Source organism: Elusimicrobiota bacterium, assembly GCA_016721625.1.
Taxonomy (GTDB): Bacteria; Elusimicrobiota; Elusimicrobia; order FEN-1173; family FEN-1173; genus JADKHR01.
In genome coordinates this window covers 904,513-920,795 of the sequence record JADKHR010000001.1, presented here as the reverse complement: position 1 = coordinate 920,795, position 16,283 = coordinate 904,513, and the positions used below count along the sequence as shown (strand labels likewise).

The window sequence follows — 16,283 nt, the reverse complement described above, 5'->3', positions numbered from 1 at the left end:
TGCTGGGTTCGAGCCCCTACAAGTCACGCAAAAACATCCCAGGCTGGGCTATACAATTCCGGGCCCCGATAATGTAGGGGCCGTGGTTATTGATTAACACCCCGCCAAACGCACAACAAAGGCCGACGTTGCCCTTTTTCGCCTTCTTTGAAGTTAGGATGCCCCCACGCTATAAAAATTCGACGTCGGCCTTTTGGCGCGGTTTTAAACCCATTGCCCCGTTATTTGGTTCCAGCGGGCCCCCTGTTTTTAAAGGAATTGTCGTAAGAAACTGTCGTAAGAGTGGACGGCGGGAAAAACTGTCGGTAAACAAATTGTGTCGATGGGATATCGACGGGAAAAGATTTTTGAAATGCAACCATTCGGGAAAAACAATGGTGGAACGATGTTGTTTTTTCGGTCTGCCGTCCTCTCCAATAACGCGCCCAGGGGGTTGTTTTGGCGAGAATGACGAGATTTGATTGTTTCCGGTTCGGGTATGTCCGTGTTTCGACGGCGTGGAATGGGCTCCGGTTGAACGCGGCTTATAGAAAAGATTGGCAGGAAAGCCTCCCCCACCGTCGCTATTGTCAGGACCACCCAAAGGACGCGAATAATCCTTCCCAGCAGTGGCTCTCGAAAATTGCCGCGAAATGGGGGATGGACGCGAACGTTCTTCCGGACCCCAATTCAACCAGGCCATTGCCAAATGGCGATTCTTTGAAACCTTGTTTTATAAAGTGCGGGTCTTTCTGTAAGTCCCTCTCCCGCTCGCCCTCCCGATGCAAAGAGGCTCTTGTTGGCCATCTCGCGGCCACGTCAATATCATTCAATCCTGAGAGGGCAGGATTTGTCTACCACCACTGTCCTTATGACCCAATTTTGTCCCGGACAATTCGAGGAGATGATCCACTGGCCGTGGCGCGGCGGTTTGATCAACGGGAACGCAAAGAGGGACGAAATGTCCTTTGGTTGCATCGCATGATGACTCCAACGGAGGCGCTCTTGAACGTGGCGAACTTTCTGAAAGCCGGTCCACAAAAAGGGGACTCGCCCAGGAGGGAAATCGTCAGGCACCGTTTGGCCGAGGACCTCGTTGTTTTGAGCCTTCATCCTCAGGCGACACGGATCCGAATTGAACGCAAACTGAGAAAGATTTTTGGGACTAGTTTCGATTCCTTTCCGGGTAAAACTTTCAACGTTTTAAACGAGGGGTTCCGATATTTTGAGGCCCGCCACATCAAAGGGATGTCGATGGCCGAAGTCGTAGCGAAGTTCTTTGGAAAATACGAGGCTAAGAAATTTCGCAAGGCTCGCTGGGAAGGCACCCCTTCTGCGGCCGGGCAACGGGTCCGCTATGCGATTAAGAAGGCGAAGGAATTCATAAAGAAAGAGCGGTATCGAAGTCTTATCCCACCGATTTCCTACGATTGGCGAATTCTGAGCCCAAAGGCTCTCCCACTACTCCCATAAGTTTTTCCGCTGAGCCCTGAAAACTCCAGGGTTCGAAGTTTGTTGGCGGCAATTATCTTCCCATTTTTCATACCTCCCCAGACCCCGCTACCTCTGCTGAAATGTGACGACGCCAGTTGAACGGCGCACATTCTTCAAGGAGGCTCCCATGAGAGTCGAAGTAAAACCCAGGGAGTTGGCGAAGGCCATTCGCAAGGCGTGCTCATCCCTGGGGTTGGATGAGCGGGACGAGATCGGCGAGTTGTTGGCTGAACTGGACCCGGTGAACGAAAAAGAGGACGAGGAGGCTTGACCTCCTCTCGCGGTGGGCAACCGCCGCCGATTACTTGGGAAATGAGATGACGGAAAACAAGGGCCTCCTGGCCGCGTTGCGGTATGACCTTCTTGGGTGGGGTGTAATCCCAGTTCTGCCGGGAGGAAAACGGCCGTTGATCCCTTCATGGAAAGAGTTCCAAACGCGACGGGCGACGGCGGAGGAGATTCATTGTTGGTGGGAAACGTGGCCCGACGCCAACGTGGCGGTGGTGACCGGCGGGGTTTCTGGGTTGGTGGTCTTGGACGTGGACGGCCCTGTGGGGCGGGCCTCCATTGTTGGAAAAGAGCTCCCAATTACGGTTTCCGTCAAAACGGGGAAAGGATTTCATTACTACTACCGCCACCCCGGGGGTGTGGTGGGTAGCCCGCCTGGGATACTCCCCGGCCTGGACATTCGAGGCGACGGTGCCTATGTCGTTGCCCCTCCGTCCATCCATGAAAACGGCACGATCTACGAGTGGCCGTTCCCTCTCTCTCCCGAAGACACGCCTCTGGCGGATATGCCGAATTGGTTGAGGGATATGGTTGTGCCCACCGCCATGCCTGTTATGAGCAACGGACTCGCTCCCCATCCTGCCCTCCTGCCGCTCAGGGCGACAGAATATGTGGACTTGTTGAACGGCGTAGAACAGGGGAGACGGAACGCCACGGCCGCGCGGTTGGCGGGTCGGCTCCTGGCGAAAGGCCACGCGCGAGCGGAAGTGATTGCCCTGCTTTCCGTTTGGAACGAAAAGAATGATCCCCCGCTCGCGCATGACGAATTGGTCCGTGTGGTGAACTCCATTGCCCACCGGGAGGCCGTGAACCATCCCCCGGCGGTCACGCCAGCCCCAAAAATATTTACCAAACCCATCGGCGAGCTACTGAATGGCCCGGAGCCAGAAACGGATTGGCTGGTGAAGGACCTGTTGGAAAAGGGGATGATCGGATTCATCGCGGGGGAGCCCAAACTATCCAAATCTTGGCTTGGTCTGGATTTGCTTGTGGCTTTGGCGAGCGGGACACCGTTCATGGGTCATTTTGAGGTCGCGCAGAAGCGGAAGGTTCTCTACATCCAAGAGGAGGACGGCGCGGCCATGGTCCGAAAAAGGATCAAACACCTGATGGCGGGCCGGGGCGTGGCGGAGATTGACGACGTTCTTTGCCGTTGTTCTATTCGCGTGGGATTTAAGATCGACGTCCCGGAGTGGCAGGCCGCACTCCACCATGAACTGGCGACCTTTGGGCCGGACATCGTGATCATGGACGTTTTTAACAAGCTCCACACCAAGGAAGAAAACTCACAGCAACAGATGACGGAAGTCATGAACGCGGTGGAAGGGTTCCGCCGGGCGTGCCGATGCAGTGTGCTGATCGTTCACCACTTCCGAAAGTCCGGGGGGGAGGGAAAATCCAGCCGGGCAAACCAGCGGATGCGGGGGTCCTCTGTCCTAAGCGGGTGGTCGGAAAACTCTCTCTATCTGACCGGCAAGGCCGGGAAACATATCAAAGTGGAGCATGAATCCAAAAACGCGCCCCAGGACCCCTTCCTCTACCTGTTGGAGGACGTGACGGATGGGGAGGATAAGGTTGGGGTCCGGGTCGTGTTCGCCGGGGACGCTGGAGAATTTAGCCAGGCGGAACGGCTGAGCAAGATTCTTCGTGCGGTGGAGGACGCCGCGCAAGGGGGGGACTTGGAAAGACATACCACGAAGGGGCTCAAAGAAGCCACCGGCCTTTCAGAGAACACCATCCGGGCTTACGCGAAGTTGTTGGAGGACGGAAAGAAAATCCGATCGGAGAAACGAAAGATGGGGGATCGGGGAAATCTGGTGACCTGCTACTTCCCGGCCACCACCTCATCAGATCAAGGGGTCTAGGTTTTCGCTTGCTGAGGTGGTGAACCGATGGCGGCATTTTAGGCGCGAAACCCACCCCCCGCCACCAGCTCAAATTCGCCGTTCCATAGGGTTTTGAGTTGATGAGGTGGTCAAATAATGGATAAGGAGGTTTTTATGCTGTTGGGGGGTGCTGTGAATCGGCGGGGTAAGGAAGAATAACCATGACCAACTTCCAAAGGAACATCACCAGAAAAGCGGGGCAGACTCCAAGGAGGGATTGGTTCAGTTTAAGAAAGGGGGCCCAAATGTTGGGTGTGTCAAAAAAGACTCTGTGGCGGTTTGGGCGGGCCAGGTATTTGCCGTTGGTGCGGGGCAGACGGACCGGGCGGCTGTATGCGCTTCGGGAGCATCTCTTGGAATTGCCGGTTTATCCCCTGGGGAGAGCCGCTCGGTTGATTGGGGTCCATTACGAAACTATCCGCCAATGGATAAAGAGGGGGAAGATATCAGCTCGGGAAATCAAGTTTACCCGGTTCGGCCGGGGCTGGAGACGGGTGTCGATCCGTGAAATTATTCGGGTTTCAGAGAAGAAAGGGAAGCGGGCCTGACCCATGGGCGAAAGGCCGTCCGCCATCGCGCCGCTCTATTCCAGGGAGGGGATTACCCTTTATCTGGGTGATTGCCGGGACATCCTCCCGGCGCTAGCTCGGGAGAGCGTGGACATGGTGTTGACGGACCCGCCCTACGGAATGAAGCGGTTCGCCACGGACGGCAAGGATTACCTCCACGCTGTGGCTCCGGCGTTGCGGCAGGCCTGGGAGGTGTTGAAAGAGGGCGGCTCGATGTTCGTATTCACATCCCCTTGGGAGGCCGTCAAAGTGGCGGCCAAGGTGGGATTGCCGGTTCGGCGGCTATTCTGGATGTAAACCCGGCGACATGGCTTACCCTCACCACGGGTGGATTTCCAAGTCTGAGGTTATCCTGTGGTTTGTAAAGGGAGATCGTCCTGTCCTAGCGGAACGGAGACCCTTCCAACACGATTGTTACGTGGTGAACCGTGTGGGGAAAGAGGGGGTGGAGGGCCATCCGACGGTCAAACCCTTGGCGGTGGTCTCCGACCTGGCCAGCCGGTGCCCGGGCGGGGGCGTGATTTTGGACCCCTTCGCGGGGTCGGGGACGACTCTACGGGCGGCCATGGACCTGGGCCGAAGGGCGATCGGGATTGAGATTGACGAGGGGTTTTGCGGGTTGGCCATGGGCCGATTGGCCCAGGGGGTCCTCCCGTTGAAAGAGAGACCGAAAGGTCTTTCGGAGGGTCTGGACCCATCCGCCGGGTCCCGGCCGGATTCTTGACGGGGGGAGAATTCGACGCTATCGTCGTCGCGCCATGTGGAAATTCAAAGAAGCACCCAGGATGCGGGGAATTTTGGTGGACCGGGGGCTGGTCTACTACCGGGTCTATTTCCGGGGAAAACAAATCCAGAAGTGTTTCGGGCGGGCGGAGTATGGAAACTCTTTCCGTGCGGCCGTGAGAGCCCTGAAACAGTTGCGCCAAGACCTGAGAGCCCAAAAATTGCTGGCAAAACCCGCTCGGAGAGCCACCGTGTCCGAAGGTGTTCGCCTTTTTTTCGACCGGTATACCGCCGCGCCCACCGTGCACCCCTACCGGAAGAAGATCGCCGCCTACCTCGCCCCGGTGGAACGGCATTTCGGCCAGCGGTTCCTGGACACCCTTACACCCGAAGATATCCTGAATTACCGCCAAGCACGGGAGGCGGTCATGTCCCAGAGCACGGTGAACAGTGAGCACATTTTCATCCGCCGCATGTATGAAGCGCTCATGAAGTGGATTTTGGCTGGGCAAATCGCGCCACTCGCGCTCCCGGCAAGGAATCCGGCCCAGGTGGTGACCATCCCTTGGCTCAAGGAGGCCGACAAGGGCCGCCGGTTGACCCGAGAACAGCTGAAAACGATTCTGGAATCCGCTTCGCCCGAACTGCGGGAGGTCATCCTTGCGGGGATCAGGACAGGGAGGAGACTGCATGACCTCCTGGGGGCATTGTGGATGGGTTACGGGGTGTTCCGGGTCCAATGGCCCGTGGCGTTACAGAAGGCCGGGGTCAAGGATTTCCGGTTTTCATACCTGAAGCGGCTCGCGGCCTTGGCAAGGGAAATTTACCCCGAGGGCGGCAACCCTGGGGTGGAGTCCAAGGCCCCATCCCTGGAAACTCCCGCATCCCAACGGTCCTTGGGCGGAGCATGACCGCCGCCATCACCCCGGAAACCAAGGAGTTTGTCGCTGAAATCACGCGGGAAGTCCTGCGGAACGTCACCGGGGGCCTGAAATCCGACTTGACGGGGGAGTCCCCGCGACGTTATCGTCGTCGGTCTGTGACCATCCAAGCGGAGAAAAAGAAAATCCTGGGGCGAAAGGTCCCGCGCGGAGTCGTGGAGGACCGGGGGTATATCTTCGTCCGCCTATGGCCCAAAGGGAAACAGGTCTGCAAGTGCGTGGGGCATCTCCGGGAGGGGCCGGGGGTGTTGGACCGGGCGGTGGAGCTCTTGACCCGCCTTAAACGTGAAATACGCGATGGGGTCTTGGGAGCTAAGAACGCGCCCAAGGAGCGCGTGATCCTCTTTGACGAGGCCGTGGACCTGTTTTGGGACCACCACGCCACGAGGCTTCGGTCCGCCCGGACCATCAAGTATTCCCTGGACCAACTCCGGGCCTTCTTCGGCCAGAAATACGTTCATGAGATCAACTACCTGGACGTGGAAAACTACCGCGCCGCGCGAAAGAAGGTTCTTTCCTTGCGGACGGTCAACCACGAGCATTCGCTCCTCACCCAAATCTTTCACTGCCTCAAGAAATGGAAGGCGAAGAACGTGATCCGGCCCGTGATCCTGCCCGACGCCAACCCGGGGTCCATGGTGAAAAAGGAGGACGACCGGCATTTAAACCGCACCAGGGTCCTCAACCAAGAGGAGTTCCGGCTCCTGATGGAAAAGGCGAATCCCGCCCTTCAGAGGATTATCCTGGGGGCCTTGAACACCACGCTGAGAAAGATTGACTTGAAGCGGCTCGGCAAATCCAACGTTGACGAGACGACCGGGATGCTCTATGGAATCCAACAAAAGACCCAGAAGGCCTACCGGCTCCCGATCAACAAGGTCACCCGTTACTTGATCGACACCGCGCCCGGGGAAAAAATCTTCGACTTCACGAACTTCAACTCCCGCTTCCCCGAGCTGGTGAAGGTCTGCGAGTTGAAGGATTTCCGTTTCCACGATCTCCGGCGGACAGGAGCCCGGACGATGCTCATGCAGGGGGTCGATCTTGCCACGGTATCCAAATGGCTCGGCCACCGAAGCCTTGAAACCACCCAAATCTACGTCGCCCCCCAGAACAAAGACATGGCCCAAGGCGGAGAAATCCTACAGGGCAACTTCGACCTGCCGGAAAATTTGCCCTTACCGTTGCAGGGGCATTTGAAAGTTGTTTGAGTCGAAGTTCGATGCAAGCCTCCCTTTTGTGGACTTTTGAGTGGGGATATCCCTATTGAAAGATGCCCCACAGATGTCCTGCTATTTCGCAATCAAATATCAAAATTATCCGCGCGGCCCTCTTTCTTAAACGATACAATCATAAACGCAACGAAATAGGCTGGGAAGATCGAAAGGTCACGGTGAAAGGGGGTAGGAGATGGCCGTAGTCAAAAGGAACCTGGTTGATGCAAACTCATTCAACAAAAAAGTCCGTTTGCCGTTTGAGTTGCGGCTGAAGGACTTCGAATTGGCAATGCAGGATGTCTATGATTTTTTTCACGACGTCAACCAAGGCTTAACGGTTCGCGGTTTGGAACGGTTGGATGACATACTTCGACCCGCGATAATGTCTGGAGTTTTGTCGGATATGCTTACCTCTAGCATGGCCAAACATTCCAGAACATTGACGGTGAACGTTTACTTCAATGGCCACCCTGACCTTGTGGTCAAGGGTGTATATCCAAAAAATATGGCGAAAGCCGGAACGGATGGGGTTGAAATCAAGACGACAAGAAAAGCCGGTGGAGCTGTGGACACACATGGGGCTCGGAACCAATGGATGTGTGTGTTCGTTTATGATGTCGACGTTGAGACTGAACCTGCTCGTGAAAGAGCTCCGATGACTTTTACCGAAGTTTACTTGGGACACGTAACAACGGAGGATTTTAGAAAGAACTCTCGGGGAGAACTTGGAACCCGGACTGCAACTCTACACAGGGAGGGGATTGAGAAGCTTCGGAAAAACTGGGTTTATAAATTGTCGGGCTGAGCCCCTTTGGTATTAATTTGTGAAAGCTTTTTGATAGCAAGTTTTGCAATTTCAAAGTAGTGCTCATCTTTTTCAATTCCGACGCTCTCGTAGCCATTGGCGTTGGCGGCGGCTAGTGTTGATCCCGAACCCGCAAAGGGGTCCAGAATAATTCCTTGCCCGAGCGGAAGAACACCACGGACTAGTTTTCTGAGAAAGTTTTGGGGTTTAAGGCTTGGGTGAGGAGCAATGTCGCGTTCTGATTTGTGGGTCGGGGACGACACAATCACATCCCCGAACGGTTTTTCGTTTGAAGGTCTCCTAAATCCGCCTGTCTTCCATTTCCGCAAATTATCCTGCACGCGACCTTCCAGTGGCTTTCGGAAAAGGAGCCAAGGTTCCCACATTGATCGAGGCATGACGCTGATATCTGGAAACTCTTCGTGAGCATCTTTTGGGCGATCCCCGCCTCGCATAGTCATAACAAGGCGAACAATTTCGCCTCGTCGCTCCAATCCTGATTTTGCGAGAGCAGAGGAAACTATGTATGAGAGAAGCGGATTGTTGGCCACTACCACATTAGCGCCCGGGACAATAATTCTCAGAAGAAGTCGCCCCCATTCATAGAAAAAATTCCCCAGAGTTGAAAGGTCTTGATTGGATAAGATCGTAAACCTTGGAAGGGGTGATCTTTTTGCCCCGTCAAACGAAGGGGGAATTCGCCAAACTCCGCCCTTCCCGTTTCTGAGTTTTTCTTGTTGTTCTGATGAGTATTCAAACAGACTGTATGGTGGGTCAGTGACAACGGCATGGATGGAATCGGCTGGTTGAATTCGTAGCCATTCCATGCATTCGGCATGATACATTGTCGCCTTGCCCGTTGAGTATTGTGGCCAGGCGGGCTTGGTTTCTGTTGAAGTGAGATAAAGTAATGACGCTGTTTCCCGCAGACGGTAGTGACCGCGTGCGTCCCTGACGAAAAGATTTGGTGTGTTTAGCCTTAAGTAGGATCGAACGCTCGATGATCCGATACCTGGAAGGACTTCGGCCACGCCACTTTCAATTTCGAAGAGCCGAGCTCCTCGTGGTTTTGAAGCCAAAACGTCAATGACGATATCTCGGACCTCCCCTGGCCGGCGTTTAAATCGAGGCTGAACTATGGTTGACATACTGGTAATTCTATGACGTCTAGACGTCATTCGTCAAGTTAAAAGATTTCAGTCCAGATTGTCGCCTCAAACCGTATGGCATCATGCGACGATTCTGTCGTAAAAGTTTGTCGTAAGAATCCCCACCAAAATCGGCTCTTTTGGTAAAATCTGCTCGTGAGAGACCGCCCCCAACGAAGCTCCCTCCCTAGCCGGTCCTTTGCCTTATTTCTGACGGTAAATTACTTCTTTTTCATCCTCCTGTCTCCCCTCTCCGCCGTCCACGCGGCCCCTTTTTCTCCATTGCCTTTTGCCCTGTGGAATACCCCCCTGCGGAACGACATCCGATACGACAGCCTTGGGAGAGTCACCAGCTACCACCAAAGCGTGACCCAGGTGGAGAAATACGATTACGTTAAGCAAGTCCAAAAAGGCCTGAAGCGAAAGAACGCGAAGAAAAGCGCCACGGAGTCGGTGACGACGGAAAGCGACGTCCAGGTGCTGGAATACGATGGTTTCGGCCGGCAGGTGCACACGATCACCACCAGCCAACGGAACGACCGAAACAAGGTGTGGACACAGACGGACGCGCGGGTAAAGAGTTTCGACAGCGCCGGCCGCGCGCTGGACGTGGAACGATACACCCAGAGCAAGGCGACAGTGGAAAAAGGCGGACATGGGCTCGCCAAATCATTGTCGAAGGCGTTCCAATCGTTCCCGCTCTTAAACTTAGTTTTTCTGGTATGTCCGCCGCTGGCGGCGTATGTGGCATCCGGGTCGTTGGGGGGGCAGGTGATCCATTCCACAAGCCACACGGTGACGCAAAACCAATACAAAGCCGACGGCACGCTGGATGAAGAGGCGACGAAAGCTCACACGACGACGTTGGCGGAAGAGAGCTACCAGCAGGGCAAGAACTACGGGGATAAGCTGATGCAAGCCCAAGATATTGTGATGGCAGTGGGCGCGGTGGTGTTGGGGGTGGTATTAGCGATTATTCCCGGCACGCAGGCGTTGGCGGCGGCGTGCATCGCCGCGGCGACGGCTCTGTATGCGACGGCGCGGCGAGGGATCAGCACGCACGACCTTGGGATGTTCGGTGAAAACCACGATCGTGCGGAAGCCAAGCAAAACGCGATGGGGTTCTATAGCAGCGTGGCGAGCGTGGCGGTAGCGGGCGCGGGGGCGTGGATGAATAGCACTGCCGTGGGGGGAACCTGGACGACGATGGCAGTGGTGGCAAAAACGGGAGAGCAGATAAAAGTCCTTTCCGACGTCGCGCGGTACACTTTATTGTCTATTCAGGTGGGCGGCCAGATGGCGGCGGCGAGCGCGGGTGGCGCGAACGGGAAGACGTTATGGACCGTGGGCGCGCTGGCGGTCACGACGGGCCTCCTGAACCGTGGCGTGGGGTTTTCGGATACGGGTGAAATACCGACTTACACGCAAGGAGCGCTAACGATCGCGGGGTCTCTCGTTAGTACCCTTGGTTTGACTTACGGGGATCAGAAACAGGGGACCACGTGGTTGACCCTTGGTAGCTTTTTGACGGGGGCGGGTAGCGGAGGCCAAGGGGCGGCCTCTTCGGCTCTGAAAACTTACGGCGTTCAGATGTATTCGAAGAGCAATGACGGTAGCGGGGGTTTGGATGAAAATCGACTTAACCGAGGGCTGATTAACCAAGCTGTTGCCGAGTTTGCGGGTGGCGTCATGGCGCTGGGTGAGAAAAAATTCCGTGAGGTTCAAGAAATTCGCGCTGTCCAAAAACTACGGGCTCAAGGGATAAACATAACTTTACAGGAATATCGCCAGGCCATGGCATCTCTCCCGGCTCCGAAAATGACGGTGAGAGCCTTCATGAGAGGATTGCTGGATGGGTTAGCCTCACCTGTGAGAGCCATCGCGGGGTTGGGGATGGGGTTAAACGATATTTCGGGAACGGGCGAGAACCGGGGGATAAGGTCGCTACCCCCGTCCTTAAGTCTGTTCCCTTCGCTTGGGAGTCTGTTTCCCTTTGACCTTTCGGAAACTTTCGGAAGCCCTTTCCTCACAGGGAATCCTCAGTCAGTGCTGGAGAGGTCGTTACATCCTGTTCTGGTGGGAGAGGGAGAAAATGATCCAAAAATTTCGATCCTGAGCCCGGGTGTCCGGAGGCTGGGCGATGCGCCGATTTCGAATCTAACGCGACAGAAAGGTGAAAAGCTGGTGCCGGGGGCTCAAACGGTAAAAGAGAAGAAACGGCAATCGCTCTATGACTCCTTAGAGCCGCTTTTTCGGAAAAGCCCTGGGGTGTTGCCTTTACCGATGGGCCTGCACCCGCTGAAGGTTCAGGGTTACCTTGTCGGTGCGCTCTACGCGAGCGCGAGCGACGCGCTGGGAATGTGGGACGGCGAAGTGGTGAGTCCTTCTGATCGTGTTGCAAAAGATATCGGAGTGGTTCAGTTGGAAGAACCGAACTCTGGCTTAATCCAATCTATCGCCAGCGCTGTCGGTGGGCTGGGTGGGGCAATCAAGAGCTTCATTGCGAGCGTATATGAAAAGGTCGCCGATTTCGTGAGCGGCCGTAGTGCCCAGGGGTATACGCTGAAGCATGGGGAATTGTATTCACGCGCGGGGGTGAAGGCCGTATCACTTCAAACCGCGAATGGCGAAGAGATCGAGGTGATCCCAGGCAAAGATGGGATAATCGGGAGACTTGAGCACGGAAAGATTGTTCTTAGCGAGGGATTAACAGTTAGGGGCGTAACTGTTCTGAGCGGAATCATCACGCTGAGGGGTGGTGTTGGGAAAGTCGAATCAATGCGTCTGCCCCTTGAGAAAGTGGGGGCGATGGAAGTTCCCGGCGGGGTATATCGACTTAGCGGGGATGGAAATGGGTGGCTTGATTTGCCTGGCAAATCGATGGGGTTAAATGGTGGCGTGGTCACGTTATCGGCGCAGAGCGTGAATACCCATAGCATCGGGATGAGGATGGCTTACGTCGGCGGATCAGGAACCTGGACAACGGAGGAAGGATTGGAATACTCCTTTGTTCGCGCATTGAGCGTTGGGGGGGTGTCGGCCGCGGTTTTGTTGGAGCGGGGTGGTGATCTATTTGTTGCGAATGGGGAGAAGATCGAGAGCGCAACATCAATCGCTGGCCGAATACGAGAGAATGCGAATGGCGCTTTGTCTGACGTTGGCGCGGTGAAAGCGTTGGAGGCCCGGACCGCCACGGCATTTGAAAGAATAGGAGTTGTTAATTCGAATGAAAACGCGACGCGAGCGATGAAAGCGAGTCAACTTGAAGCGGAAAGAAACCTTGCTAATGCTGAAAGTTGGGTGGATTTAGCGGAGGGGGGGCAATGGGAAATGGCGTCGCTGCTGGAGAGTGTGCGAATGGATTTTGGAGGTTGGACGTCGCGTGTTGAGCGTCTGGAACGCGGAGTGGAACGGTTGGCAAAAGCTGAAACATTTCTGAAGCAGGTTGAAGGGGCGCTCACGGAAAGTGGAAAGATTCGTATGGAGTTGCAAGTTGTTGCGAGTAAAGGGGTAGGTCTGTTCCGTGTGGGGATCCGGGACATCGTGAAGAGCGGTTTTAGCGAACCCCACGCCGTTCTGAGTTCAAAAGCAGAATGGGCAAAAAGCGTTGTTGAACGTGGCGTTGACTTTGCGTTGGCGGAACGAGAAGCTCGAAACGCCATTGCGGCCCCTTCCGATCAGAAATTGGGATTACGCCTGATGAAATGGCCGGGGTTTGTGATGGAAAAGATGTTAGCGAAGGGGGTGGATTTAACTGAGGATCTTGACACGCTGACAGCGAATGGGGATATGGACGCCAAACTTACCCAAGCCTTCAACGTGTTCCGCATTGCGAAATGGGGGTATGACAAAACAGCGGAACTTTACGACCGACCGACATGGGTGCGGGTGCTTAGTGTTGGGCCTGGGCTGGTGGGACGCGGGGTCTTGGAAGTATTAAATTGGATAGTGCCTGTTGTTCGGTTAGGAGCCGTGACAGCGGTCGTGGTTGAGCATCACACAACCAACATGGCCGAAAATTTCGGGATGGAGAAGGAAGAAGCGCAAAAATGGGGAAGTTGGGTTGGTCTGGGGTCTGGGATTCTCCTGTTTGCGGGAGCGGCATCGGCGACAACGAAGGCGGGCGCCTTTGTGAACCCGAGCGTAAGGGGTGCGGTGGGTGAGTCGGCTCGTTCGTTTACTTTGGGGAGTGGAAAAGAGTTTGCGCAAGCCTTAGGCATTACAACGGGAATTGTTGTTGCTGTCGAGGGTGGTGTAGAATTGGGCGGTAAGGCATTGGGCTGGACCCGTTTGCAAATTGATGATGGGAAAGAAGTGGGGTTCATGATCGCCGGGAATTTCGTCGCCCGAGTTCTTCAAAGGCAGGCGAGTCGGCTAAAGGGTCAGGCGGAAGAAAAATTGAAGCTGGCGATTAACGAAGAGATGTCCGCGCGGGGACAAAGGAATGAAATGCGGCTTAATCTGGAAAAGAGGATTGAATCGGTGATGTCAGCGGGTGGCAAAATACCCAAGGGGAAGACGGAATACAATGGGCGGCTCTACACAAAACTTGAAACGAAGACGCCAGCGGGAATGCTTGAGCATAATGGGAGTTTGTACAAAGCGATTGGTGACGGAAAACAACCGACCAACCCCCGCCTGCTTGAAAATCTGTTGTCAAAGGGAGGATTGAATGCCAACGCCGGACGAAATAGTCAGCTGGCCCAAGTCGAAGATCTTGGAGTACTTCTACAACGCGCTCGGGCAGGCGGGGCAGGATTTGAAAGAGCTGGAACAGAAGTACGGGACACTGGAACAGAAGTACGGGACACTGGAACAGAATTACGTAGACGGAATGAAAGAGTACAACGATATCGTAACGAAGCTGGAGCAGCTTATGCAGAAGCGCTCCGCCTAGAAAGGATGGCGGAGGCCTTTGATAGCGCTGATACCCCCGAAGGGTGGGATCCACTATATAGCCGATTGTTGCTTCCGGCGGGCGCATCCGAGCATCGAGGGGGTATACGAGCGACCAATTTGTTAAAAGAAGCCAAACTCATCGTGAACGCGGCGTGGGAGCGTGGCTCTGAGCGGCGTGGAAATGTTGACATTTCCCTGGCGCCGGAGCGGCCCGGTGCGAAAAGCTTTGGGGCGGCGTCTGCAGAGGACTTGGGGGATTCCCGGACAAGCCGATACCGGATCGTCCGTCCTGACGGGAGGGATAAGGATGTCGTCCCCCACTCCCGAACCGTAGGAGCGAAGGCGGAGGAGAAACCCCTCCCCGCCCGCGCCCCGTCATTGGAGGCCATGGCGGATGGCCGTAGGGCCTTAGAAAAACCCGGCACCCCGCCCATTTTAGATTTCGGCGCCAGAGATTCACATGCTCCCAAGGATTCCAGTAGTGGAAAAGGGAACCCCACTGGGCCGTCCAAAGGGTCCGTGGTCGTTGGGGGTATGGTGGTTGCCATGGCCACGATGCTGGGCGACGGCAACGTCCAGTCCGGAGAGGGCCCTGTCGTTGTTCCACCCGTGCCGGTTCAATCGACACAGATCGACATTTCCCCATTGGCAGATGAGGACCACGACGTTGATTCACAATTAGGATTCTGGACGCGAACGGGTGCGAGGGTAAAAGGATCCTACACTGCCGTGAGGTCCAGGGTAGAGACCATTTGGAATGAAACGAAAAGCCTGGTCGTGCAGACCGCGGACCGAGCCAAGACCACCACACATCTATGGGTAACGCAAACCGCTCAAGCTTTCACGGTCGGTAAGGACGCCGCAATAAATGGAGCCAACACAGCGGTGAATTGGACCGAGGATGTGACGCGAAGCGCGGCATCGAAGGTTCACGAGACCGCCATTTCCTACCGGGACGATGTGCGAACAATCGGCTCGGCCACGGTGGAATTGGTAAAAAACGCCAAGGAATATTCCGTTGACAAGGCGCAAGCCGGTTGGACCATGGCGCAAGAGAGAGCAGGTGCCATTGCGAAACCCTACGCGAAGAACGTATCAGTGTCTTTCCAAGAGATAACCCGCGCCCATCCCGTGACCGCGAACAAGCTCGCCATTGGCATTGTGGCCAGCGTATTCAGTGGCGACGCCTTTGATAACCAGGCGGCATTTCAATTTGACACGAAGGGCCCAGCGGTTGTAACGGTTAACGGCGTGTTTACTTCCGAAGTTGGTGGAAGAAAAATGAATAGGGCAATCAACACTTCGTTAGGAATCCAAACGTCTGTGGCAATTGTTAATAATTCGCATGGTCCCTACGTAGGGGATATTCTACAGGTGGCGGCTCACGAGTTTCTGGGGGTTATTGATACCCCAGCCGTGCAAACGGCTACAGCGCTCCGACGAGGGATTCAGGAAAAGGGCGAGGTTTATCTTATTGCCCACAGCCAAGGAACGGCGATCAGCAATGTGGCCCTTGAGTTGCTAACAAAAGAGGAGCGAAGCAATGTTCATTATCTGGGTTTGGGTTCGGAGACTTACGTTAGCGCGAATACAATGGGGCTGGCTGATGCCAAGAACGTTCGAAACGAGGGAGACCCTGTCTTTATTTTTGGGAATAATATTCGGGTCTCCAATTGGCTGGTTTTTTCGGAATGGTCGCGAAAAATTGATATAGCATGGACACGAATCAATCAGAACGCTGATGGGAATAGGCACAGCTTCAAAGAATTCTATCGGCAGGAAGTGGATGTTTGGGCGAAGGAACGAGGTTTGAAATGAGGATTCCAAGATTGATCACTATCTTAGGCTTCTTTGCTTTGTCGATCGGTTGCATGTCCAAGACAACTGACGTTTCCACAGACCCGATTTACAAGGGAATGGTTGGAAATGAGTTTATTACGAAAACAGATACAGTTGCCTTCTCTTTTTCAGAATCGAAAGGGCATATTCATTTGGATGTTTTTGGGACCACAGGTTTGCCAAATCAAAAGGATCTTCCACCCAGATTACCTTTTGAATATTATGATCGACAAATTCTTGGGGTTCTTCCGCAAGGGAGCACTTTCCGGATTGTGAAGGTGACACGTTGGAAAACGTTCGAAGATTCGGGGATTGATTACATGGCAGTGATTACGAGTGACGGCCCGTTCCAAGGGAAGGAAATGGAGGTAACGTGGTTGGCGGAAATGACCTTTTATCCGAATGTGCCAAAGTTTAACCCAAAATATGTCGAACCGGTGAAAGGGGAAATAAGTCATCATAGGGGACGTCTTTAACTAAGTAACTATTGACGAT

General features: G+C 54.7%; 12 protein-coding genes. 11 read left to right on the top strand and 1 reads right to left on the bottom strand.

Annotated elements, in window-relative coordinates:
- Positions 1 to 897: 897 nt before the first annotated feature.
- From IPP35_03990 to IPP35_03950, 9 genes are all read left to right on the top strand, one after another.
- Complete coding sequence (locus tag IPP35_03990) at positions 898 to 1,452, top strand: hypothetical protein (protein ID MBL0058270.1); 555 nt, start codon at positions 898 to 900, stop codon at positions 1,450 to 1,452.
- A gap of 148 nt (positions 1,453 to 1,600) precedes the next feature.
- Positions 1,601 to 1,744, top strand: coding sequence for a hypothetical protein (locus IPP35_03985; protein ID MBL0058269.1), 144 nt, complete (start codon positions 1,601 to 1,603; stop codon positions 1,742 to 1,744).
- 46 nt (positions 1,745 to 1,790) lie between these two features.
- Positions 1,791 to 3,626, top strand: coding sequence for a bifunctional DNA primase/polymerase (locus tag IPP35_03980; GenBank protein MBL0058268.1), 1,836 nt, complete (start codon positions 1,791 to 1,793; stop codon positions 3,624 to 3,626).
- A 275-nt stretch (positions 3,627 to 3,901) separates the two neighbouring features.
- Positions 3,902 to 4,195 carry a hypothetical protein gene (locus tag IPP35_03975; GenBank protein ID MBL0058267.1) on the top strand — a complete coding sequence of 98 codons (294 nt, stop codon included), beginning with the start codon at positions 3,902 to 3,904 and terminating at the stop codon, positions 4,193 to 4,195.
- Between the two features lie 3 nt (positions 4,196 to 4,198).
- Positions 4,199 to 4,513 carry a site-specific DNA-methyltransferase gene (locus IPP35_03970; protein ID MBL0058266.1) on the top strand — a complete coding sequence of 105 codons (315 nt, stop codon included), beginning with the start codon at positions 4,199 to 4,201 and terminating at the stop codon, positions 4,511 to 4,513.
- A gap of 10 nt (positions 4,514 to 4,523) precedes the next feature.
- Entirely contained in the window at positions 4,524 to 4,940 is a 417-nt protein-coding gene (locus IPP35_03965) for a site-specific DNA-methyltransferase (protein ID MBL0058265.1), read from the top strand.
- Between the two features lie 61 nt (positions 4,941 to 5,001).
- Positions 5,002 to 5,850, top strand: coding sequence for a hypothetical protein (locus IPP35_03960; GenBank protein MBL0058264.1), 849 nt, complete (start codon positions 5,002 to 5,004; stop codon positions 5,848 to 5,850).
- Positions 5,847 to 7,091 carry a tyrosine-type recombinase/integrase gene (locus IPP35_03955; protein MBL0058263.1) on the top strand — a complete coding sequence of 415 codons (1,245 nt, stop codon included), beginning with the start codon at positions 5,847 to 5,849 and terminating at the stop codon, positions 7,089 to 7,091. Before IPP35_03960 ends, IPP35_03955 begins: the two co-directional genes overlap by 4 nt.
- Positions 7,092 to 7,290: 199 nt before the next feature.
- Complete coding sequence (locus tag IPP35_03950; GenBank protein MBL0058262.1) at positions 7,291 to 7,902, top strand: hypothetical protein; 612 nt, start codon at positions 7,291 to 7,293, stop codon at positions 7,900 to 7,902.
- Here IPP35_03950 and IPP35_03945 read toward each other — a convergent pair.
- Entirely contained in the window at positions 7,884 to 9,050 is a 1,167-nt protein-coding gene (locus tag IPP35_03945; GenBank protein ID MBL0058261.1) for a site-specific DNA-methyltransferase, read from the bottom strand. The two genes, IPP35_03950 and IPP35_03945, sit on opposite strands and share 19 nt — an antisense overlap.
- A gap of 366 nt (positions 9,051 to 9,416) precedes the next feature.
- Between IPP35_03945 and IPP35_03940 the strand changes: the two genes are divergently transcribed.
- Positions 9,417 to 15,767, top strand: a complete 6,351-nt coding sequence (locus IPP35_03940) for a hypothetical protein (protein ID MBL0058260.1) — start codon at positions 9,417 to 9,419, stop codon at positions 15,765 to 15,767.
- A complete protein-coding gene (locus IPP35_03935) occupies positions 15,740 to 16,264 on the top strand; it encodes a hypothetical protein (protein MBL0058259.1) in 525 nt (174 codons plus the stop codon). The genes IPP35_03940 and IPP35_03935 overlap by 28 nt, the downstream gene beginning before the upstream one ends.
- Positions 16,265 to 16,283 lie beyond the last annotated feature (19 nt).